This is a genomic window from Paenirhodobacter sp. (genome assembly GCF_047600745.1).
In the GTDB taxonomy this organism is placed as follows: domain Bacteria; phylum Pseudomonadota; class Alphaproteobacteria; order Rhodobacterales; family Rhodobacteraceae; genus Rhodobacter.
Genome location: NZ_JASGKI010000006.1, coordinates 372892 through 393402, shown reverse-complemented (window position 1 = coordinate 393402; position 20511 = coordinate 372892). Strand labels below are relative to the sequence as shown.

21 protein-coding genes and 2 pseudogenes are annotated in these 20511 nt (G+C 64.5%); 8 read left to right on the top strand and 15 right to left on the bottom strand.

Annotation, left to right across the window (positions count from 1 at the left end; translation table 11 throughout):
- Positions 1–114: 114 nt before the first annotated feature.
- The 7 genes and pseudogenes from QM789_RS21245 to QM789_RS21215 form a co-directional block, all read right to left on the bottom strand.
- Complete coding sequence (locus QM789_RS21245) at positions 115–324, bottom strand: hypothetical protein (RefSeq protein WP_420353812.1); 210 nt, start codon at positions 322–324, stop codon at positions 115–117.
- Positions 325–579: 255 nt separating this feature from the next.
- Positions 580–741, bottom strand: coding sequence for a hypothetical protein (locus QM789_RS21240; protein WP_420353811.1), 162 nt, complete (start codon positions 739–741; stop codon positions 580–582).
- 298 nt (positions 742–1039) lie between these two features.
- A pseudogene (locus tag QM789_RS21235) lies at positions 1040–2032 on the bottom strand (TonB-dependent receptor domain-containing protein); the annotation flags it as partial.
- Positions 2033–2089: 57 nt separating this feature from the next.
- Positions 2090–3217, bottom strand: a complete 1128-nt coding sequence (locus QM789_RS21230; protein ID WP_420353810.1) for a TonB-dependent receptor plug domain-containing protein — start codon at positions 3215–3217, stop codon at positions 2090–2092.
- Between the two features lie 194 nt (positions 3218–3411).
- Entirely contained in the window at positions 3412–4239 is an 828-nt protein-coding gene (locus tag QM789_RS21225; RefSeq protein WP_420353809.1) for a HugZ family protein, read from the bottom strand.
- 57 nt (positions 4240–4296) lie between these two features.
- A complete protein-coding gene (locus tag QM789_RS21220; protein ID WP_420353808.1) occupies positions 4297–4455 on the bottom strand; it encodes a hypothetical protein in 159 nt (52 codons plus the stop codon).
- Positions 4456–4543: 88 nt separating this feature from the next.
- Positions 4544–4738 carry a hypothetical protein gene (locus QM789_RS21215; protein ID WP_420353807.1) on the bottom strand — a complete coding sequence of 65 codons (195 nt, stop codon included), beginning with the start codon at positions 4736–4738 and terminating at the stop codon, positions 4544–4546.
- Positions 4739–4997: 259 nt separating this feature from the next.
- Between QM789_RS21215 and QM789_RS21210 the strand changes: the two genes are divergently transcribed.
- On the top strand, positions 4998–6974 hold the full coding sequence (locus QM789_RS21210) for an AAA family ATPase (protein ID WP_420353806.1): 1977 nt from the start codon (positions 4998–5000) through the stop codon (positions 6972–6974).
- 178 nt (positions 6975–7152) lie between these two features.
- On the opposite strand, the gene QM789_RS21205 is transcribed toward QM789_RS21210, so the two are convergent.
- Positions 7153–8052 (bottom strand): LysR family transcriptional regulator, encoded by a 900-nt coding sequence (locus QM789_RS21205; protein WP_420353805.1) that lies wholly within the window; start codon positions 8050–8052, stop codon positions 7153–7155.
- A gap of 122 nt (positions 8053–8174) precedes the next feature.
- Here QM789_RS21205 and speB point away from each other — a divergent pair, with 122 nt between their 5' ends.
- The 4 genes and pseudogenes from speB (at position 8175) to QM789_RS21185 (ending at position 11019) form a co-directional block, all read left to right on the top strand.
- Positions 8175–9170, top strand: coding sequence for an agmatinase (speB, locus tag QM789_RS21200; protein ID WP_420353804.1), 996 nt, complete (start codon positions 8175–8177; stop codon positions 9168–9170).
- A 387-nt stretch (positions 9171–9557) separates the two neighbouring features.
- Positions 9558–9863 (top strand): annotated as a pseudogene (locus QM789_RS21195) (DUF6634 family protein); the annotation flags it as partial.
- A 74-nt stretch (positions 9864–9937) separates the two neighbouring features.
- Positions 9938–10759, top strand: coding sequence for an AAA family ATPase (locus QM789_RS21190; protein ID WP_420353803.1), 822 nt, complete (start codon positions 9938–9940; stop codon positions 10757–10759).
- Positions 10735–11019 carry a hypothetical protein gene (locus QM789_RS21185; RefSeq protein WP_420353802.1) on the top strand — a complete coding sequence of 95 codons (285 nt, stop codon included), beginning with the start codon at positions 10735–10737 and terminating at the stop codon, positions 11017–11019. The genes QM789_RS21190 and QM789_RS21185 overlap by 25 nt, the downstream gene beginning before the upstream one ends.
- A gap of 410 nt (positions 11020–11429) precedes the next feature.
- Here QM789_RS21185 and QM789_RS21180 read toward each other — a convergent pair whose 3' ends face one another.
- The 6 genes from QM789_RS21180 to QM789_RS21155 form a co-directional block, all read right to left on the bottom strand.
- Complete coding sequence (locus tag QM789_RS21180; protein ID WP_420353801.1) at positions 11430–12233, bottom strand: aldo/keto reductase; 804 nt, start codon at positions 12231–12233, stop codon at positions 11430–11432.
- A 118-nt stretch (positions 12234–12351) separates the two neighbouring features.
- On the bottom strand, positions 12352–13539 hold the full coding sequence (locus QM789_RS21175) for an MFS transporter (RefSeq protein ID WP_420353800.1): 1188 nt from the start codon (positions 13537–13539) through the stop codon (positions 12352–12354).
- Between the two features lie 198 nt (positions 13540–13737).
- Positions 13738–14202 (bottom strand): cyclophilin-like fold protein, encoded by a 465-nt coding sequence (locus QM789_RS21170; RefSeq protein ID WP_420353799.1) that lies wholly within the window; start codon positions 14200–14202, stop codon positions 13738–13740.
- Positions 14203–14287: 85 nt separating this feature from the next.
- The gene (locus tag QM789_RS21165) at positions 14288–15151 is read right to left on the bottom strand and encodes an aldo/keto reductase (protein ID WP_420353798.1); all 864 of its coding nucleotides are present in this window, start codon (positions 15149–15151) and stop codon (positions 14288–14290) included.
- Positions 15152–15363: 212 nt separating this feature from the next.
- Positions 15364–16047 (bottom strand): LysR substrate-binding domain-containing protein, encoded by a 684-nt coding sequence (locus QM789_RS21160; protein WP_420353797.1) that lies wholly within the window; start codon positions 16045–16047, stop codon positions 15364–15366.
- A 56-nt stretch (positions 16048–16103) separates the two neighbouring features.
- Entirely contained in the window at positions 16104–16247 is a 144-nt protein-coding gene (locus QM789_RS21155; RefSeq protein WP_420353796.1) for a helix-turn-helix domain-containing protein, read from the bottom strand.
- Positions 16248–16647: 400 nt separating this feature from the next.
- Between QM789_RS21155 and QM789_RS21150 the strand changes: the two genes are divergently transcribed.
- Together QM789_RS21150 and QM789_RS21145 are read left to right on the top strand one after the other, a co-directional pair.
- Positions 16648–17697: an aldo/keto reductase gene (locus QM789_RS21150; RefSeq protein WP_420353795.1), complete on the top strand. Its 1050-nt coding sequence runs from the start codon at positions 16648–16650 to the stop codon at positions 17695–17697.
- Between the two features lie 102 nt (positions 17698–17799).
- Entirely contained in the window at positions 17800–18909 is a 1110-nt protein-coding gene (locus QM789_RS21145; RefSeq protein ID WP_420353794.1) for an NAD(P)-dependent alcohol dehydrogenase, read from the top strand.
- Here the strand turns inward: QM789_RS21145 and QM789_RS21140 are convergent.
- Positions 18881–19105 (bottom strand): DUF6118 family protein, encoded by a 225-nt coding sequence (locus QM789_RS21140; protein ID WP_420353974.1) that lies wholly within the window; start codon positions 19103–19105, stop codon positions 18881–18883. The genes QM789_RS21145 and QM789_RS21140 overlap by 29 nt on opposite strands.
- 88 nt (positions 19106–19193) lie before the next feature.
- Here QM789_RS21140 and QM789_RS21135 point away from each other — a divergent pair, with 88 nt between their 5' ends.
- Complete coding sequence (locus QM789_RS21135) at positions 19194–20222, top strand: hypothetical protein (protein ID WP_420353793.1); 1029 nt, start codon at positions 19194–19196, stop codon at positions 20220–20222.
- Positions 20223–20511: the final 289 nt, after the last annotated feature.

Sequence of the window (20511 nt, the reverse complement as noted above, 5' to 3'; positions counted from 1 at the left end):
CGGCCATGGGTTACCCACCGGTGCGGGCCGGGCGGGATGCGGTGAGCCTGAAAAACAGCGATCTCGGCGACAGCGGATCGCAAGCGACATGGGGCATCTGGCATGGAGGGGATTTCACGCCTGCTCCGGGGCGAGTTCCTGTGACGCCATAAGAATCCCATGATGGGCGATGGCTGGTGTTTGATCCCACTGCCCGGAATGGCGCGATGTCTGGGGCCTGTCCGGGCCGTCGAAGAGACCCCAGGCATCGAGCGCGGCGGTCCTGCCGAACCACAGCAATGTGACCGCCGCGAGGTCCAGACCTTCGCGTTCGATGCCGGTCACCCGCCAGCGCCCCGGCCCGAACCAGACGCGCGGACGGTCCGGGGGTCGACAGACGGTCGAGCATCTCCGCTTCGGCGCCTTCGAGGTCGATTGCCAGTCCCCTGGCCATCACGCGGGCGGCATCGCGCGCCGGTACGCCGTTGATCCGAAGGTCGGCAACCGTCATCCGGTAGGGGATCGCGTCGGGCAGCGAGATACAGCCTTGCCTTCGGGAACCGCGCGAGACAGCGCCGACCAGCGTCAGCCGCAGTCGTATCAGCACATCCCCCGTCCGGCCGCCGCAAGCGTCAGCTTGGCGGCAAAGAAAATCGGGCTGCCGTCGTGTCCGGCCACGATACTGGTGAGCGTGCCACAGGGAAAACCGCCGGGATCGGTGATCGACAATGCCGCACTGGCGCAAAAGGTCGCGCGTTCCACAGTCCTGCCCCTGCGACCGCCCGCTGGCCCTGCTGCATGGCGTGGTCACAACGATCCTCGGGCATCTGGATCTCGCTGCGCGGGATCGCCTGGAGCAAGGCGTTTTAGGACGCGCTGGAACCGTGGATGCAGCCGGTGCCCTGTATCAGATCGGCGTCTTCGCGGCGCCGCGCGAATGGCGCGGGTGATCTGCGCCGCCCATCGCCCGCCGGAAGCCTTGGGCGGGATCCGAGAATTGCGGCTGGTTGAACGACGAAACCCGGCCCTGCGATGGGGCCGGGTCCGAAGGCCGCGCGGATCAGAATCGCGCTGTCACACCGGCGATGAAGGTCCGCCCCCGGCCGGTTTCGGCGGAATAGCCGCCAAGGCCGGATCCGGCATAGCCATATTTCTTGTCCTCGACGTTCTCGACGGACACGAATACCTCGACCCGCTCGGTGACCGCGTAGCTGCCGTAAAGATCGACGAGCGTGTAGGAATCGGTCCTGCCCCACTGATCCGGTATACCGCCGAAATTGGGGATCGCCTCCTTGCCCTTGCCGACATAGCGCAACTGCGCGCCGAGCGTCAGCCGCCGGTCCAGCAGCCGGGTGCCGAGGTCGAGCGTGGCGACCGTATCGGGCAGGACCGAGCCCTCGCCATTGCCCATGCCCGCACCGTCGCCATGCGGCTGATCGTCGGTGTTACTCGCGGTGATGGCAATGTTGGCATAGGCGAAGCCGAGGTCATAGCCGCCTTCGATCTCGATCCCGTCCATGCCGGTCGTGCCCGAACGGTTGACCCACATCGCCGTCATGCCGCGCCCGGGCACTTCGACGAAATCGTTGACGATGAAATTCCGGATGTCGCTGTGGAACAGCCCGACCTTCAGCCGCGCCTTGTCGCCCTGCCGGAACAGCCCGTCGCGCGTGAAATTCGCGCCGATCTCGATGGTCTTGCTGGTTTCGGGCTTGAGGTGGAGGTTGTTCGCCGCGCCGGTCCCGATGCCGTCGCCGAAGGGGATCAGCGCGAAGAACGCCTCATGCGTCGTCGGCGGGCGGAAGGTGTGGGCGTAGCTTGCATAGAGGTCCAGATCCTCGCGCGCGCGGAAGGTCACCCCGATCTTCGGCAGCAGCTTGCCGCCGTCGCGGCTTACCCAGTCGTCGCCGCAGTCCGGCCCGCTCGCCGGGCAATCGCCCCACCCCGCGCGATAGGGCGGGCGGTAGCCGTCAATCTTCCAGTAATCATACCGCAGCCCGCCGTTGAGCGTGACCCGCCCGAGGTCGAGCATCGCGTCACCGAACAGGCTCGCCTTGTCGAGCGTGCCGGGGTGGTTGCCGCCGCGCGCGTAATGGGTCTGAAAGTCATTCTAGCTCCAGCTCAGGCCATATTGCAGGTTGAGCGGATGGCCCTGCCAGTCGATCCGGGCGCGGTTGGTGATGTTGATCCCGGTGGTTTCGTCCTCGGTGCGCCGCCCGGCATAGCTGCCGAAGGGGTTCAGATAGCGCAGGTTGGTGTCGTTGTAATAGGCTTCCACGTCGAGGTTGATCCAGCGGCTGCCCGGATCGTATCTATAGCCTGCGGTCCATGTCCTGTTCCGGACGTTCCAGGCGTAGGAGGAGTTCTGGAAGGTGTTGTCGTAGTCGCGCCAGCCGAGCGAGAATTCATGCGCCGCGTTCGGCCGGATCTCGATCTTGGCGAGCGAGCCGCTTGGCGAACTGGCCGACGCCCGGCCATAGGCGCCGCCCGGGATCTCGGTCCTGTCGCCGCCCTTGTATTCGCCCTGCACGGTATAGGCCGTGCCGATGATGTAGTTGACCTCGCCCGCGCCGCCCCAAAGCCCGCCGAACCGCTGTCCCATCGCGATCATGCCGGAGCGGTGAAAGCCGTTGTCGCCGAATTTCACCCGGGTCAGCACGCCCGTCTTGCGGCCTTCGGCGACGACATCGCCGATGTCGATGGTGCGCAGGTTCGCCGCCCCCGCCAATGTGCCGCTGCCCGCCGCGCCGGAAACGGCGCCGCGCACCACGTCGATGCCCGAAAGCAGGTCGGGCTGGACATAGAGCATCGCGCCGCCCGAGCCTTCGTGCCCCGCGACATTGCGGAAGGTCTGCGGCACGCCGTCGATCATCGCGTTGACCCGGCCGTAGCCGCTCATGCCGCGGATGTTGACCTCGATGCCCGGCTGGTTCGACTGCTGCCGGGTGAAGACGCCGGGCATCATCCGCAGCGCGCCTTGCGGATTGCCGCCGCTGCGGGTCTGGATCTGCGCGGCATCGGTTGAACTGACGGCGGCGGGGGTCTCATAAACACCATCGCCCTGCACGCCAAACCCGGGCGCGCCTGCGCCCAGCACGATCGTATCAAGAACCGTCGGCGTCTTTTCCGTATCGGGGCCGGCCGTCTGGGCCAGCACGGGAACCGGCAGGGCGGTCACCAGGGCGGTGGTCAGCATCAGCCGGGCAAGGCGCAGGAATGCGCCCGTGTCGCGTGACATCTCTGTCTCCTCGTCGATTTTGAGAAATGCGACATTCCCCTCGATCGCCCGGAGTCCCGGCAGCTGTCTCGGATCGTCGTGCGCTGCGGCACGCAGCGGTTGCACTATTACGCAGCCCGGCCCCGGGCCACAACCGCCGGTGTGAAAAAAGGCATATGTCTGTTACATTTTTATCCGTCGGCCGGTGCGGGCGATCAAACCCGCGTCGGCCCGCCGACCGAGGCGATCCAGGCATGAAGTCCGGCGCGGCTGGTGATCCGCTGCGGCAGCCAGATCCGGGCAACCGCCGCCTCCCCCGCCAGATCCAGCCCCTCCGGGTCGATAGTCGTGACCTTCCAGCGCCCCCGCACCCCGCCCGCGCGTTCGGACAGCGGCCCGATGAGGCGTTTGTCGGCATTGATCCGGGCGATTTCCTCCTCTTCGTGGCGCATCAGATCCTCGGCCCCGGTCAGGTCGATGCGCAGATCGTCCGGCCTCAGCGCATCGGTATTGCGCGCGGGCCCACCGTTCAGATGCAGCCCCTCGACCTCGACCCGGAAGAAGCGCGCATCCTTCAGCGCGGTATAGGTCGCGGCTTTGGGAAAGCGGCGGCGATAGCGGGCACGGGCAGCGGCCAGATCCGCGCCCTCCATCGGCAGCGCCCGCCCGACCAGCGTCAACCGCCGCTCGTTCAGGACGTCCAGCCCGCTGACCTGCGCCAGCGTCAGCGAGATACGAGGCTCGGCCAGAATATTGCGGGCGTGAAGCGACAGCCCCGCGGCGTAGAATACCGGCATCCCCTGCGGTTCGACCGAAAGATTGGTCATTGTGCCATAAGGATAGCCGCTGGTCGTGTCGAGCGTTGCAAGCGCCGCCATCCGCGAGGTACGCAGCAGATCGCGCGCCGCCTGACGCGCGTCAAACGGCGCGCCGACGGTCTCGTCAATCGGCTGTGCGCGGGGGGTGATGACGTGATCGACCAAAATCGCCTCCTCAGCGTCGGGATGGCTGGCCGACTGGCTGGCGATACAGGGTAGGTTCATTGTAGCCGCCCGGTTCCATCGCGCCAAGGGGGCGGGTCAATGCAAAGGCCTGCCGCCTCATATCGGGTCCGGGCGAGGGATCTCCGCCGCTCTCAGCGCGGACAGATCACGCGCGATTGCGTTCGCCAGCATCGGCCCGAAGATCACCGCCGCGAACGTCTGCAAGGTCATCACAAAGGCCGCATCCGGCCCCGATGCGCCGCTGGTTCCGGACATCCTTTGCCCCGGGCCATGTCGTCGGCGCGATCCCGGCCTCCAGTGCCCTGTTCCGCGGCCCGGCCGAAAACCCCGGTGCGCGGGTCTATTAAGCGCTGAAACCCTCGGGCGTCAGCCATCTGGCGATCCTGAACAGCGGTACGAACGCCCGGGCGGCCGAGGGGCTGCCGCTGAAAACCCGGGCGAACCAGCCGCAGCCATCCGAGGTCGAGATCAGCTTCTCGAACCGCTGGCTGGCCACGACCGAGGATGTCGGCGGCCAGAAACAGGCGCGGATGATCAATTTGCGCCCCGAAGCCTACTGTCAGGGCCAGCAATCCCACGCGGCGGCACGAAGCCCGGCACCCTGCCCGGGGCCGGGAACGTCTCGCACGCGGTCTGGTTCAGCAACCCGCCTCCGGTGATGAACGCGCCTTCGGCGGCGAAGCTGGGCATCGGCAAGGAAGGCGGTCGTGGCCTTCTGCAATACCGGCCATTGGGCGTCGGCCGAATGGATCGTGCTGGAAGGCTTGCGCTTCGGCTTTGCCGGGCCCTGACGGGCGATGATCCTGCGCCGCGATCCCTTGGCCATCGCGCTGGTCTCGCTGGTGGCCTGTCCGCTGCTGGCTGCGCGTCCCGGAGAAATCGCGGGTGCGCAGGCACCTATCGGCTGGGCGATGGTGGGCGGGGCCTTCGTCTTTGGCGCCGCGATGCAGGTGGTGCTGGTCAACGCAGGCAGCGGCAACCCGGTCGGCCTGCTGGCCCTGCCCTTCTTCTGCATCGGCAGCTTCCTTGGCGCCTACAGCCTCGTCTGGTGGACCGATCTGGGCGCGCTACCGATCCTGACACTGAAGGGGATCGCCCCGCTGGTCATGCTGGCGGTGCTGCTGATGCTGGCCGCGCCGGGCACACGAAAGGTGCCGGGGCGGCATTCCGGGTTCCATCCAACCGGCAGAAGCCTCCGTTCAGCCCGAAATCTCAAGGCAGCACCACATGTTAGCTGCCGCCAGGTGCGGCCGGGCTCGACCTCCACCCTTCAGGGACATTGGAACTCCAATCTGCCTGCGAAAGCGCCTGAACGGTCCTGGTTGGCCGGTCCTTTCGGGCATCGGCAAGGCATGTATCTTCCCAGCGAGATTTTCTGTGCCCAACCAAAAACGCCATTACACGCGCTCTCGAAGCCGATACGGGGCAAGCTTCATTGCCAGCGCCGGGCCTTCCTGCTATCCGGAACAAAACACGCACATCACGGGTCCCGCATGAGCGATCTTTTCGACGCCGCCCCGCACAAGGGCCGGATGCCGCTGGCGGCGGCGCTGCGTCCCGCCACGCTGGACGATGTTATCGGGCAGGATGCGCTGACCGCCCCCGGCTCGATCCTGCGGCGGCGGATTGGGGCGGGGGCGCTTGGCAGCGTGATCCTGTATGGTCCGCCGGGGATCGGCAAGACCTCGATCGCGCGGGCGGTGGGCAACATGCTGGGCAAGGGCTTCCGCCCGCTGAACGCCACCCGCGCCGGCGTTGCCGACATCCGCCGCCTGGCGGACGAGGCACGGATGAACCCGCTGCTGATCTTCGTCGATGAGGTGCAGCGGTTCTCGGCCACCCAGACCGACGACCTTCTGGCGATCTGCGAGGACGGCACGGCGGATTTCATCGGCGCGACCACCGGCAACCCCTATCACGTCCTGACGCCCGCGCTGGTCTCGCGCTCGACCATTCTGAAGCTGGAGCCGCTGTCGATCGAAGACATGGAAAAGGTGGTGCGGCGCGGGCTGGACCATCTGCCGGGGGTCGAGATGACGCCCGAACAGGTCCGCCTTGTCGCGGGCCGATCCGGCGGCGATGCGCGGCGCGCGCTGACCACGCTGGAAAGCCTGGCGCTTGGGCATCAGGGTCCGGTCACGCAGGCGATGATCGAGGAAGCCTATGCAGCGGCGCCCATCAACCACGACCGCGCGGGCGATGCGCATTACGATGTCGTTTCCGCCTTCATCAAGTCGATGCGGGGGTCCGACCCGGATGCCACGCTCTACTGGCTGGCCCGGCTGATCCATGGCGGCGAGGATCCGCGCTTCATCGCCCGGCGGATCATGATCCATGCGTCCGAGGATGTCGGGCTGGCCGACAACACCGCATTGCAAACGGCGGTGGCGGCGGCGCAGGCGGTGGAAAAGATCGGCTACCCCGAGGCGCAGATCGTGCTGGCTCATGCCGCGCTGCATGTGGCCCGCGCGCCGAAATCGGCCTCGGCCTGCCGGGGCATCATGGCGGCGCTGCACCTGGTGGCCTCGACCCCGCCCGCCCCGGTGCCGCTGCACCTGCGCGATGCACATTATAAGGGCGCCGAGGCGCTTGGCCATACTGGCTATCGCCTGCCGCATGACGATCCGCGCGGTTGGGTCGAACAGGAATACTCTCCCCTCCCGCCCGGCACGGTTTACCAAAGCGATGCCCGCGACGCCGCGACATTCGAGAAGCGGGCCGACGACTATTGGCAAAAGGTCATGGGCCAGCCACCGCGCGGATCGCAAACCTAGGCCGGTCGCGCATCCGGCCTGACCAATGTGCCGGATCGGCTTCCACAGGCGACAAGCCCTTCTTACCGCTGTAAAGGTTGCGGCCCCCCTGCGAGGGTAGATGTCGAGATGCCCCCAACGCGACTGTTCTCCGCTCTGGTGCAACAGCAGGGCCTGGCAGCGGACGGCAGCCGGGCAATCAGGCCCGCGCGAGTTCCGCCGCCAGATCGGCGGCGAAGAGCCGCGCGATCTCCAGCGGTTCCGGCTGGATGCGCAGCGCGATATGGAATTGGGACAGCCATTCCAGCCCCAGCCCGGTAATCTGTCGCATTTCGCCGCGCCGAACCCAGGTATTGGCGAAATGCAGTGGCAGAAAACCCAGGAAGCGGCCGCTTCGGATCAGGATCGCCTGCGCCTCCATGTTCGACACCGACGCCACGACATTCGGATCGTGCAAGGCGGCGAGTTCGGCACGCTGAAGATAGGGACGCGCGGTGATCGGATAGAGGGAAAGCTCCTCCAGCGTCACGACCCCTTCGGCGCGGGCATAAAGCGGATGCAGGCACCCGCAATAAAGCGCGTGTTCCTCGGTATAGACCGGGGTATATTCGACGTTCGGCTGTCGGTTCGGAAAGGGACCGATGGCGACATGGACCTCGCCGGTCTGTAACGCCTTGCTGAGTGCCTGCGTCGTGCCGATTTCCAGGGTCAGGCGCACCTCTTGCTCGCGCCCGAAGAAGCGGCGGATGGCGCGATGAACGGGCAGGTCGGGATTGTCGGCCTCGCTGTCCACGATGCCGATGCGCAGATGGCCCGTCCGCACCTTGCGCAGCGTGCCCAGGTTGGCCTCGCATTGCTCGATCCCGCCTAGCATCTTCTTCGCCTCGCGATAGACGGCTTCACCCTTGTCGGTCAGGGCAAAGCCGCCCCGGCCCCGCTGGCAGAGCGTGAAGCCCAGGCTGAGTTCCAGGTCCTTCAGATGGGTCGAGATCGCCGACAGGCTGGCCCCAAGCACGGCCTGCGCGCCGCTGGGGCCGCCATGTTCGACCATGGCACAGAAGCTGCGCAGGTTGCGCAGGGTATAGTCACTGATCCGCATGGCTTGCTTCGCTGAACCGAAAGTAAAGATCGCATGATTTCAGTTTATCGAAAATTACAGCGCCGCATAGTTGCCTTCAGCCGCGACGGCCCGGATCGCGGCGTTATCAGGGAACCAGAACCATGTCCGACACGCCTTCCTCGCCCGGCCATCACACCGTTCGGCTGAACCTGCCCTTCGTGGGCATCTCGACCTTCGGCAAGCGGCCCTATGTGGCGGACTGGTCGCGGATCGAGGCCGATGTCGCCGTGCTGGGCGCGCCCTTCGACTTCGGCACCCAGTTCCGCGCGGGCGCCCGCTTCGGGCCGCGCGCAGTGCGCGAGGCCTCGACCCTGTTCAGCTTCGGCCATGCCGGCGCCTATGATCACGAGGACGACTGCACCTATCTGGGCAGCGACATCCGCATCGTCGATATCGGCGATGCCGACATCATCCACACCGACACGGCAAGAAGCCATGCCAATATCCGCGCGGGCGTGCAGGCGATCCTGGATGCCCGCGCATTCCCCGTGGTGATCGGGGGCGACCATTCGGTCAATATCCCCTGCATCGAGGCGTTCGAGGGCCGGGGCGACATCCACATCCTACAGATCGACGCACATCTGGATTTCGTGGACGAACGCCACGGCGTCCGCACCGGACATGGCAGCCCGCTGCGCCGTGCGGCGGAAAAGCCCTATGTGACGGGGCTGACACAGGTCGGCATCCGCAACGTCAGCTCGACCACGAAGGACGGTTACGAGGCCGCGCGGGCGATGGGCTCGGACATCCTGTCGGTGCGGCAGGCGCGGGCGCTTGGCCCGAAAGCGGTGATCGAACGCATTCCGCAGGGGGCGCGGGTCTATGTGACGCTGGACATCGACGGCTTCTGCCCCTCGATCGCGCCGGGGACGGGAACGCCCTCGCACGGTGGTTTCCTCTATTACGAGGTGCTGGAGATGCTGCAAGCGCTGGCCCGCCGACACGAGGTGGTGGGGATCGACCTGGTAGAGGTGGCGCCGGATTACGACCAGACCGGCTCGACCGCGATCCTGGCGGCGCAGGTGCTGTTGAACTTCCTTGGTTTCATCTTCCACGCGAGGGGGAGAAAGACGGGATGTGAAACGACAGCCTGTTGAGAGCCATTTTCCGGGTTTTCGGCGGTTACTTGCAAGGCAGTTATCGCCCACTCTCCGCCTCACCCGCTGAATATATTTATAGTTCATGGCGTTATCCTGAATCGCCCAGAACGGCGAAACCGGGCAGTCCCGCCGCATCGTCATCGGCGCTTCCGGCCCGCCCGCCTTGACGGCCCCGGCCCCTTTCCGCATCGTACGGACATCCCCCGGCCCCGCCGCGGCCCCCTTCCGGAATTCGCCACCCTTGCAGTCCCCGCCCGGAAAGCCCCGCTTTCCGGACCGGCACTGCATATCCACTCGGAAACCCGCCATGCCGCCCGAACATCTGCGCGATGAGTTCGCCCTCCGCCGTTCCATCCTTGCCCTGGCCGAGGTCGACCCTCCGCTGAAGATCTGGCCGATGTCCCGCATCTCGACCGCTGGCTCGCGATGCGGGGGTTCATCGGTCGTATCGTCCTGACCGGCAGAGTCACCGGGCATCCGAACCAGTCCAACACCGATATCGTCACCTCGCAGCTCTTCGGCATTGATGCACAGGCGGGCCGGGCCAGGACGCGCAACCGATGGTATCGGCTCGGCGCTCCGCTCGTCATCGCGGACGAGGCCCCGGTTCCACCCGGCCATCCCGACGCGTTGCCCGAGGGCGGCGAGGCCGAACTTCTGCTGCGCGGCCTGATTTTCCCCGACGGCTGACAGCCCTCACCACAACCCTCTTCCGCGGGCGGGCGTTTCCCGACCGACGGCCCTCTCATGCCCGGAGTCTCCCCATGACCCGCATTCCCTTCGCCCTGTTCCCTTTCCCGAACCCGAACCTGTCCGCCGAGGTGATCGAACGTCGCTTGCGGCTCCACCTTGCCGGTCTGATCGCGCCAAAGATCGGCATGAAGCCGCCCCTGAACGCCGATGACACCATTGATGAGGCCGGGCTTAACGCCCTGCTGGAGAGCATGCCCTATGCAAAGACCTTGCGGTTGCGCCAGCGCGCAACAAGGATTGTCGAGCGCCGGACCGAGAAGTCGCCGCTGTCGCGGCTGAAGACCGTGGACCGGAAGCGGATCACGCCTCTGCGCGGTGGGGTCGAGCTGATCGGCATCCCGAACGAACACCGGGCCGATGAGCTGGCCGCGACGCTGCATGCGGAGTTCCTCTGGATGGGGCCGGCAACCGAAACGGCGTGGCATGGGATGCGCCGCTTGGTTCAGCGCGGCGATGCCGGGTTGCGGCTGCCGCCGATCCTGCTCGACGGCCCGCCCGGGATCGGCAAGGGCCATTGGGCCCGGCGGCTTGGAACGCTGATCGGCGCCCCTGGCATGGTCTATGATGCGACCACCGAGAATGCGTCGTTTGGTCTGGCCGGCAGCCAGCGCGGTCGGGGTAATGCCGCGCCGGGACGGCTGGTGAACCTGACCCTGACCGAGCGCGTCGCGAACCCGGTCGTCGTGGCCGACGAGGTGGAGAAGGCCGGGATCGCGCAGTCGGACAAGGGGCGATCGTTCGATCTGACCGCCGCCCTGCTGCCGCTGCTCGAACCGCTGAGTGCCGGGAACTGGACCTGCGCTTCGACATGGGCTGGATCATCTGGGTGCTGATCTCGAACAATTGGCGCTTGCTGCCGGATCCAAAGATCAGCCGTTGTCCTCCGATCCGGCTGGAAGTTCCTGCGCCGGAGCATCTGCATGGTTTTGCAGCCAACGAGGGTGCACGTCGGGGTCTTATGCCCGAGGCGGTCGACGCGATCCGCGCCACGCTGGACCGGACCGCCACGCAGGATCGCCTGCCGACCCTGCGCACCGCGCTCCGCATGCTCGACCGGGCCGAGCGGATGCAGCGACGACCGCCGCTGCAATGAGCGGTGCCTCCAATCTCTATCATCCCATGAAGCTCGCTCCCGACCTGCGTATCCGGTGTGACAAGGTGTTGCACGCGATCGCCGCCGCCGAGACTGGCCCCACCGCGCCGATCTGCTCAATGCTCCGGCTCTCGACGCACGGCCACGTCGTTCTTTGGGGCAAGGTCACGGGCATCCGCTGATCGCGATCGGGCCGGATGCCGGCTGAAGCCATGTTGATCGGCGGACACATGCAGCCGATGTCGGTCTGGTGGGAAGCCGTCACCGGATGGTCATGGCGCTTCAATGTGCCGGCGCCAGCGGCAACTATCCCATGCTGGGGCCGCGGGTCCAGCATATGCAGAGCGAAGCTGCCACCCGCGACATCGGGTTCTATCTCAAACGACAGTGGATTTATCGCAAGCTCGCGCCTAGAAGGACGAATTCATCGAATCCGGTGACGGCTGCGTATTGCCGTGGCGCTGGTCAAGGCCGCGTAGTTGCTCCATGTCGGCCGGATTGAGCGCGAAATCCCACACAGCCAGGTTCTCGGGGATGCGTGAGGTCGTTCCCGTCTTGGGCAGCGGCACAAGGCCCTGTTCCAAATGCCAGCGAAGCACGATCTGCGCCGGGGTGCGTCCGTGCTTTGCTGCGATCGCCGTAACTGTCGGATGGCGCAAAACGCCGTTGCCGCTGCCGCCAAGCGGGCTGTAGCTCTCGATGACGATGCCGTTCGCATGGTGATAATCACGCAGGGCCCGCTGCTGGAAGAATGGATGGACTTCGATCTGGTTCACCGCAGGGATCACGCCAGTTTCGCGTTGCAGCCGGTCGATATGGGCGGGGGTGAAGTTCGACACGCCGATTGACCGCACCCGACCAGTGGCCTTCAGCTCGATCAGCGCCTGCCATGTCTCGACGTAGCGATCCAGGGCCGGCATCGGCCAGTGGATCAGGCAGAGGTCCAGATAATCGAGGCCGAGCCGCTTCAGACTCTCATCGAATGACCGTAGCGCCGGAGCATGGCCCGTGTCCCGCCCTCGCAGCTTCGAGGTGACGAACAGCTCTTCGCGTGGAACAGCGGTGCTTCGCACCGCGCGGCCGACACCTGCCTCGTTGCCATAAGCCTGTGCTGTGTCGATATGACGGAACCCGGCCGTGATGGCGCTACCTACGATGGATTCAGCCCGCTGGTCACGGATTTGCCAGACACCGAAGCCAAGGCGGGGCATCATGGTCCCGTCATTGAGAGTGACTCCATGTTTGCCCATATGGTTGCCTCCTGCGGCTTCATGTGGGGCTTTCCTCAAATCGGCCGAACCGCAGCCCGGCCCGGACGACGGCGAGCGCCCATCAAGGGATTGCATGGACTGCGCGCCGTCCCAATCGCCCCATGATGAGTGCGATGACAGCGGCCATGACAAGGACGCAGCCGCTTCCTATGGGCACAGAGAGAGGCCCGATGTTGTCATAGGCGATTCCGCCGATGACTGCGCCGGCGGAAATCCCGACCTGCGCGACAGCAACCAGTATCCCGCCCCCGGCCTCGGCATCGTCGGCCGCCGCGCGCGTCACCCACGTCCACCAAACCACCTGCGTTGCCGTTCCGACAAATCCCCAGACAGCGAGCAAGGCAATGGTGAGTGCGGGCACGCTGCCAAGAAGCGCAAGGCATAGGGTCACGGCGGCCATGCTTGCCGCAAGGCCGGTAATCGTAAGGTGGAGCCGATCACCGATCAGACGGCCGACAAGCAGGGTTCCGACGAACCCCGCGATCCCGATGACCAGGAGGCTGAAGGACACAAGGCTCAGGCCCGCATTCGTCACCTGTTCGAGAAAGGGGCGAAGATAGGTGAACAGGGAATACTGACCGGCGAAGAACACCATAGCGGCAAGGTATCCGACGAGGACGGGCGGCTGGCAAAGCAACCCAAGCATGCCGACAGGTGCGATCCGGCCTCGGGGCGGGAGGTGGGGAATCGCCCGCGCCTGCCAGAGAAAAGCCACCAGCGAGATGGGAATGATGCAGAGGAACGCCCCACGCCAGCCGATCAGGCCGCCCAGAAAACTGCCGAGCGGGGCGGCGATGATGGACGCCAGAGCCGTGCCGCCGGAAATCACCGCCAACGCCTTCGGGACGGATGCGGGGGGAACAAGTCTCATGGATGTTGCCGCCGACAGCGACCAGCCCCCCCCAAGCGCGACCCCCACGAGGATGCGCCCGAACATCAGCACGCTGTAATTCGGTGCAAAGGCGACGAGAGGCCCGGAGAGGATCAGCATCGCCGTGAGGAACAACAGAACGTGGCGACGATCTGTGCCCCCGGAGATTTTGCGGATCGTCAGGCTGGCTATCAGTGCGGCGAGCGCGCAGATCGTGACGGTCTGCCCGGCTTCGCCTTCGGTCAGCCCAAGGTCCGCTGCAATCGGGGTCAGAAGGCTGACCGGCATGAACTCCGCAGCGACAAGGACGAAAGAGCAAAGGGCCAGCGAATAGTCGCCGCTCCAATATGCCGGGGCGGATGCTGTGTCGTCATTCATGGAGGATCGTTCCCAGGGCATTCTATGCCGGACTCCGAGGAAATTGGCTCCACAGCGCGGGATAGCCGTGGCCGAAACAAGACCGGCCGCAGAGCCCGAAAATGCGGCTGGCAAATTGGATGGTCTCAGGAAAGGGAAAGGCGTGTCGGTCAGATGATGAGGCCGTCAGCGGGCAGCCTCATTTCTGTGTGCGGGCGATCAGTCGGCCGCCCGTTCGATGGCGACCGGCGCATTGTCGGGGATGGCGCGAAGTTCATCCACGCTGGCATTGATGGTGCCGAGCGGCACCTTGCCCGACCAGTAGCCGATGGGGCCATAATAGAGCGCGATCCATTTTCCCGGATGGTAGTAACCGACTTCGGGGATCAGCGGATCGTCGCCGCGCGGAGCGCCTTCCATCGACAGCGCCATCGGCAGCCGGATGACCTTCTCGTCATAGCCCGGGTAGTTGCTGGCCTGCACGGTCAGCGGTAACCGTGGCAACAGGTCCGCCGCCGTCGGATTGTCGTAGAGATCGACGGTGAAAGCCTTGTCTCCGATGCGCATCACGACCTGCTCGCCGCTCGGCACCCGCAGATGGGCGTTATCGGAACGCTGCCCCTGGGCGTAAAGGCAGCCCGCCAGACCAATACCGGCGATCGAAGCCGTGGCGGCCAGCATCATGAACTTTCTCTTGTTCATTGCTATTCCCTTCCATGTTCCCACGTTCTCGACGCGCAATAGAGGTCACGGCGGATATGTCCCCGCCTTACATTTTCCCGCCAAAGACCGGGAAATGACTGGCATCGCCATAATCGGTGAAGTGTTCGGTCGCCTTCAGTGCCGCCATATCGGCATCGGAAATCTCGAAATCCACGGCGGCATTGCCGCGCATATGGGCCGGGGTCGCCGTTCGGGGCAGTGGCAGCAGCCCAAGCTGAAGACAATAGCGGATGCAGATCTGGGGGACGCTGACACCATACTTCGCGGCCAGATCGGCCAGCTTTCCATCGGCAAGAATCTTGCCGTGCGCGATAGGCGAATAGGCTTCGACCAGAACCCCCTTGCTCTGGCAGTAGTCGATCAGTTCGAAGGGCGTATTGCCGATATGGGTAAGGATCTGGTTGACCACCGGCTTGACGGTGCCGTGGTCGAGGATGTTGTCCAGATCGACCTGCTCGAAGTTGGAAACACCGATGGCGCGCAGCTTGCCCGCCTGATGCGCCTCTTCCAGCGCTTGCCAGGCTGCCAGATTGCCCTTGAAGAAATGCTCGCCTTCGCGGAACTTTGCCCAGGGTTGCGGGCTGTGGATGATCATCAGGTCGAAATAGTCCAGACCGGACACCTTCAGCGAACCGTCGATGCCGGCTTTGGCCTCGGCATAAGTCTTGTAGTCGGCTTCCAGCTTGGTGGTCACGAAAAGCTGGTCGCGGGCGATCCCGCAATTGCGGATGCCCTCGCCAACACCGCGCTCATTGCCGTAGCCTGCGGCGGTGTCGAAATGCCGGTAGCCGATTTCCACCGCGTCGAGCACGACCTGCGCGGCCCGGTCATCCTCGATCATCCAGGTGCCGAGGCCGAGCTTGGGGATGGCCACGCCATTGGACAGCATGTAGGAGTCATTCAGGATCATTTTGCTTCTCTTTTTCAATCCGATACCGCAGCTTGACGGGATGGGTCGTCTTGTTGTGTTGCCCGCGAAATCAGTCCTTGCGGCTGTTTCGGACAGCGAACAGCGTGACTCATATGTAGCAAAGCACCGGGGGTTTCAGTATCCGCCGGATTTGCATTGTAACCATGAACCGGATTCATGGTTGGTCAGCGTGCCTTACGCGGGGGCGGACCTCACTCCCGATAGCGCAGACGGTCGATCAGCAGCCGCATGGCGGAACTGACCTGCCGGCGCCCGGAATAGAACAGATGGAAGCCATCAAAGGGCGGGCACCAATCGGCCAGCACCCGGCGCAGGCTGCCGTCCCTGATGCTGTCGATCACGTCTGGTTCCGTCACCATGCAGATGCCGTGCCCTTCCTTCGCCGCCTCGATCACCATATCGCTGTCGTTGAAGATGAACGGACCCGACACTTTCTTGACGATTTCCTCGCCGTCCTTTTCGAATTCCCAGTCATATGGCCGTGCATGGGGGGCATAACGCATGGTCAGGCACAGGTGATGGTCGAGATCGTCCGGGTGTTCAGGGATCGGTCGGTTGCGGAAGTAGCCTGGCGCCGCCACAGCGGCCAGTCGAACCGGGGGGCCGATCTTCACCGCGATCATGTCGGGCGCGACGAACTCGCCCATGCGGATTCCGGCGTCGAAGCGGTCCTCGGTGATGTCCGTCAACCGTGTCTCCGTGCTGATCTCGATCTGTATCTCGGGGTAGTCGGTCACCAGCTTGTCAACGACGGGCCAGAGGATGGTTCTGGCTGCGGTCTTGCTTGTCGTGATCCGAATAAGGCCGCTTGGCACATCACCAAGCAGGCGCAGCTCTTCGATCCTCGCATTGATCCGGCCGAAACAGGGGCGCAACGCAGCGAGCAGTTTGTCGCCCGCGTCGGTGGTGGTGACACTGCGCGCCGTTCGGTTCAGCAGCTTGATGCCTCAACCCGCCGGATCGTGTGGCTGATCGCGGATTGCGAGACACCGAGGCGCGCGGCGGCACGCGTGAAATTCCGTTCTTCAGCCACCGCCAGGAACACGGCCAGGTCTCCCAGTTCGTCTCGCTTCATGTGGGTCTCCTGTTTTCGTCACGGCACCTTAGACCAGGCGGAACCCAAGCGTTCTCGCCATCAGGCATGAATCAAGATCATGGTGACCATGAAAATGCGGCATTCTTCGGCACCAGGGCACTGAAGGCACATATTTCATATGCTTGAATACATGCCAATTATATTGAACTTGCATAGAGGCGCGCGGGGCTGATTTTATTTTCCGCCGGAACCCAAATCACAATCTCCTCATGCGCCATGAATCCGCTTCATGCTCAGCATGAAGGTGTGCCGGGTGTTGCGAGCCCGTGCCCGAGATTACCTTGCTCTGCGTCCGTCACCGACAACGTGATGGTGACGGGATCACCCGAACTCGGAGCAGGACGGCCTGTCCTGTATTTCCGGATCAAGGAGTTTCGAGATGCACAAGCAGGACAATGATGGCCAGAGAATAACCGGGCATGGCGACAAGCCGGAACCGGGCCGGCGACGGCTGCTGGCAATGGCCAGTGCCGGCCTGGCGGCCGCCCCGTTCATGGGCATTGCATCATCCGCCATAGCCCAGACCCAAAGCGGCGGCGCGGCGGCGACCGTTAATGCCAGCGCATCGGGCGAATTCAGGATCGGCGGCGACCTGACCGTCAACCGCCTTGGCTTTGGCGGGATACCGATCTGTGGACCGATGGTGTGGGGTGAAAATGATCGTCGCGACGAAGCGATCCAATTGCTGAAGCGTCTGCCCGAACTCGGTGTGAATCTCATCGACACGGCCGACGCCTATGGCCCCTACGTCAGCGAGAACCTGATTGCCGAGGCACTGGCACCCTACGAAGGCTTCCCCTATGAGGGCGCGCAGATCGCGACCAAGGGCGGTTTCGTTCGTCCGAACCCGGAAACGGACCCGTGGGTAGCCGTTGGCGACCCGGCCTATCTGGAACAATGCGTGCGGATGAGTCTGCGCCGCCTGAAATTGGAGCAGATCAACCTTTGGCACCTGCACCGGGTTGACCCCGACGTGCCGGAAACCGTGCAATACGAGGCCATCAAGTCGTTTATCGACAAGGGCCTGATCCGACATGCGGGGCTGAGCGAAGTGTCGATCGAGCAGATCGAGGCTGCGCGGAAAATCTTCCCCGTCGCGTCGGTTCAGAACCGCTACAACCTCAACGACCGGGAACACGAGGATGTTCTCGACTACTGCGAAAAGGAAGGGATCGCCTTCATTCCGTGGTGGCCGCTGGCCTTCGGCACACTGGCACGGCCGGGCGCTGTCCACGAGGAAATCGCCAAGGCGAAAGGCGTCACGAATGCCCAGCTCGCCATCGCCTGGCTGCTTCAGCGCAGCCCGGTCATGCTGCCGATCCCGGGGACCAGCCGTCTGGCCCATCTCGAAGAGAACGTCGCGGCGGCCGGCATGACCCTGACGGACGAAGAGTTCGAGGCCGTGGACAGCATCGCGCGCCCGACATGACCGCCAGAGGCGCCGCCCCACTCAGGGCGGCGCCACCCCACCAAAGCAATCTGGTATCTGCGACCAGATAAACTTGCGCCATCCGTCTCATGGGATGGCAGCTTGATCCTCTCGGCAGTGGGGGATGAGCGTTTCCCGCACAGTCATATCAAGGATCATCCAATGGCCGTGAAAGCCTATGGCACCCATGCCAGTTCCAACCCCCTTGAACCCATGAATATCACGCGCCGCGAAGTCGGTGCGCATGACGTCAAAATCGACATCGCCTATTGCGGCGTCTGCCATTCCGATCTGCACCAGGCGCGCGACGAATGGGGCGGCACCGTGTTTCCCTGTGTGCCCGGGCACGAGATTGTCGGTCGGGTTTCGGCTGTCGGTGAACACGTCAAGGGCTTCCGGCCGAGCGATCTCGTCGGCGTCGGTTGCATCGTGGACAGTTGCAGGACCTACGCCGAATGCGAGAATGGCGCTGAGAATTACTGTGACGGGATGATAGGAACCTATAACGGCCCCGCCTCGGATGCGCCCGGGCATACGCTTGGCGGTTATTCACAGAAGATCGTGGTGCATGAGCGATATGTGCTGAGAACCCGGCATCCCGAAGACCAGTTGGCGGCCGTGGCACCGCTGCTCTGCGCGGGCATCACCACCTACTCTCCCCTTCGACACTGGAAGGCAGGTCCGGGCAAGAAGGTGGGCGTGGTCGGCATCGGCGGCCTTGGTCATATGGGGATCAAGCTGGCCCATGCGATGGGTGCGCATGTCGTCGCCTTCACCACGTCGGAATCCAAACGCGAGGCCGCCCGGGCGCTCGGGGCGGATGAAGTTGTCGTTTCACGCAACCAGGAAGAAATGGCTGCCCATGAGAAGAGTTTCGATCTGATCCTGAACACGGTAGCCGCGCCCCATGACCTCAATGCGTTTCTGGTTCTGCTGAAGCTGGGCGGAACGCTGGCTCTGGTCGGCGTCCCGCCCTCGCCGCATACCGCGCCCCAAGTGTTCAACCTCATCAAGAAACGCCGCTCGATTGCAGGCTCGATGATCGGGGGCATCCCAGAGACGCAGGAGATGCTCGATTTCTGTGCCGCGCACGGCATCGTGGCGGATATAGAACTCATCAGCGCCTCGGGCATCAATGATGCCTATGAACGTATGCTGAAGGGCGACGTGAAATATCGCTTCGTCATAGACAACGCGACACTGGCGGCATGACGAAGCCGGCGGGTGCTTTATGCGCCGGCGCTGGCACGGAGACGGTGCATCGCTGATCCTGCTTGGATTCCTGCATGTCCGTAACGCACTTTTTCAACGCCTCGCTGTTATGCGCGAAGACCCATTCGGCTCTGAACACGCGCTGATACTGTCCTGGGTCGCCGGTCTGGATCAATGTCGCAGACGTGAGCGTCACGCTCAACGGCACCGGGTTTCAGGAACTCGATCGCGCTACGCGCCCGACCTGATCGCAGCGAGCGCCACTCTTTCGAGGATGGCGCGGCATGGCGAAGGCGGTCTTCGCCGCCGAAGCTGCCGGGCGCGCGGTGATCGACCATGCCTTCGTCGCGGAACATACCGATGGCATCGACGCCTGGGCCGCGCAGGTGGCGGCCACGCCCTGGGCGGTGATCGAGGAGCAATCCGGCCTGACCCGCACGCAGATCGAGGCGGCGGCCGAGGTCTATATGGGCGCGGATCGTGTGATCACGACCTGGGCCATGGGCGTGACGCAGCACCGCCATTCGGTCCAGACCATCCGCGAAATCGCGAATCTGATGCTCTTGCGCGGCAATATCGGCCGTCCCGGCGCGGGGCTGTGCCCGGTGCGGGGCCATTCCAACGTGCAGGGCGACCGCACGATGGGGATCAACGAAAAGGCGCCCGAGGCCTTCATCGCCGCGCTGGAACGCGAACTGGGCGTCCCGCTGCCGCGCGGGCATGGGCATAACGTGCTGGCGGCGATGGGGGCGATGCTGGACGGCTCGGCGCGGGTGTTCATGGGGCTGGGCGGGAATTTCGCGCGCGCGACGCCCGACAGCGCGCTGATCGCCGGGGCGATGGACCGGCTGGACATGACGGTGCATGTGGCGACGAAGCTGAACCACGGCCATCTGCTGCCGGGCAAGGTCGGCTTCCTGCTGCCCTGTCTGGGCCGGACCGAAATCGACCGCAACGCAGCGGGGGCGCGCCAAATCGTCACCGTCGAGGATTCGATGTCGATGGTGCATGGCTCGGGCGGGATCAACCTGCCCGCGTCGGAACATCTGCGCTCGGAAGTCGCCATCGTCGCCGGGATCGCGCGGGCAACGGTGGGCGATGTGGTCGACGGATGCTTCTGTGTCATTAGCTGCCGTTGCTACGCATCCGGTGAGCGCCAGCCAGTTCGATCTCGATATGGTTCTCGGCGACAGGTGCTGCCGGGGCAAGCCTGCTCTCCGCGACAATCTCTACAGGCAGACAGCGTGCCTCTTCCGACGGGGACTGCACCGAAACCGGGTCTGGCGCGAACTGCGGATCGCGCAGCTACTTGAAGATCAGGTTCGCGTTAGCAGCGTAGCGCCGTGCCACCTGTGCGACGGAAACCCCAGGCACGGTGAGCCGGAAACAGATCGACCGCTTTCTCATCATCCGTCCAAAGCCGCTTCGTTCAACGCGCCACGCAAACACTATAGTGTCCACTATCGTTGGCGGACACTATCTGCCTCTCTCACCCCGCGGTAGGGCGGTCAGACCGGACGGTTATCCATCACCCTCATTCTCCGGAAATATGGGAATGCAGAAATAACAGATATCCCGGGAGGGCTAAGTCTATAACTCCGG

Excerpts from the sequence above, each read along its gene's own strand:
- QM789_RS21230 (WP_420353810.1), bottom strand. The coding sequence starts at position 3,217 with ATGTCACGCGACACGGGCGCATTCCTGCGCCTTGCCCGGCTGATGCTG.
- QM789_RS21225 (WP_420353809.1), bottom strand. The coding sequence starts at position 4,239 with ATGAACCTACCCTGTATCGCCAGCCAGTCGGCCAGCCATCCCGACGCT.
- QM789_RS21220 (WP_420353808.1), bottom strand. The coding sequence starts at position 4,455 with ATGTCCGGAACCAGCGGCGCATCGGGGCCGGATGCGGCCTTTGTGATG.
- QM789_RS21210 (WP_420353806.1), top strand. The coding sequence starts at position 4,998 with ATGATCCTGCGCCGCGATCCCTTGGCCATCGCGCTGGTCTCGCTGGTG.
- QM789_RS21205 (WP_420353805.1), bottom strand. The coding sequence starts at position 8,052 with ATGCGGATCAGTGACTATACCCTGCGCAACCTGCGCAGCTTCTGTGCC.
- speB (WP_420353804.1), top strand. The coding sequence starts at position 8,175 with ATGTCCGACACGCCTTCCTCGCCCGGCCATCACACCGTTCGGCTGAAC.
- QM789_RS21190 (WP_420353803.1), top strand. The coding sequence starts at position 9,938 with ATGACCCGCATTCCCTTCGCCCTGTTCCCTTTCCCGAACCCGAACCTG.
- QM789_RS21185 (WP_420353802.1), top strand. The coding sequence starts at position 10,735 with ATGGGCTGGATCATCTGGGTGCTGATCTCGAACAATTGGCGCTTGCTG.
- QM789_RS21180 (WP_420353801.1), bottom strand. The coding sequence starts at position 12,233 with ATGATGCCCCGCCTTGGCTTCGGTGTCTGGCAAATCCGTGACCAGCGG.
- QM789_RS21175 (WP_420353800.1), bottom strand. The coding sequence starts at position 13,539 with ATGAATGACGACACAGCATCCGCCCCGGCATATTGGAGCGGCGACTAT.
- QM789_RS21170 (WP_420353799.1), bottom strand. The coding sequence starts at position 14,202 with ATGATGCTGGCCGCCACGGCTTCGATCGCCGGTATTGGTCTGGCGGGC.
- QM789_RS21165 (WP_420353798.1), bottom strand. The coding sequence starts at position 15,151 with ATGATCCTGAATGACTCCTACATGCTGTCCAATGGCGTGGCCATCCCC.
- QM789_RS21155 (WP_420353796.1), bottom strand. The coding sequence starts at position 16,247 with ATGAAGCGAGACGAACTGGGAGACCTGGCCGTGTTCCTGGCGGTGGCT.
- QM789_RS21150 (WP_420353795.1), top strand. The coding sequence starts at position 16,648 with ATGCACAAGCAGGACAATGATGGCCAGAGAATAACCGGGCATGGCGAC.
- QM789_RS21135 (WP_420353793.1), top strand. The coding sequence starts at position 19,194 with ATGGCGAAGGCGGTCTTCGCCGCCGAAGCTGCCGGGCGCGCGGTGATC.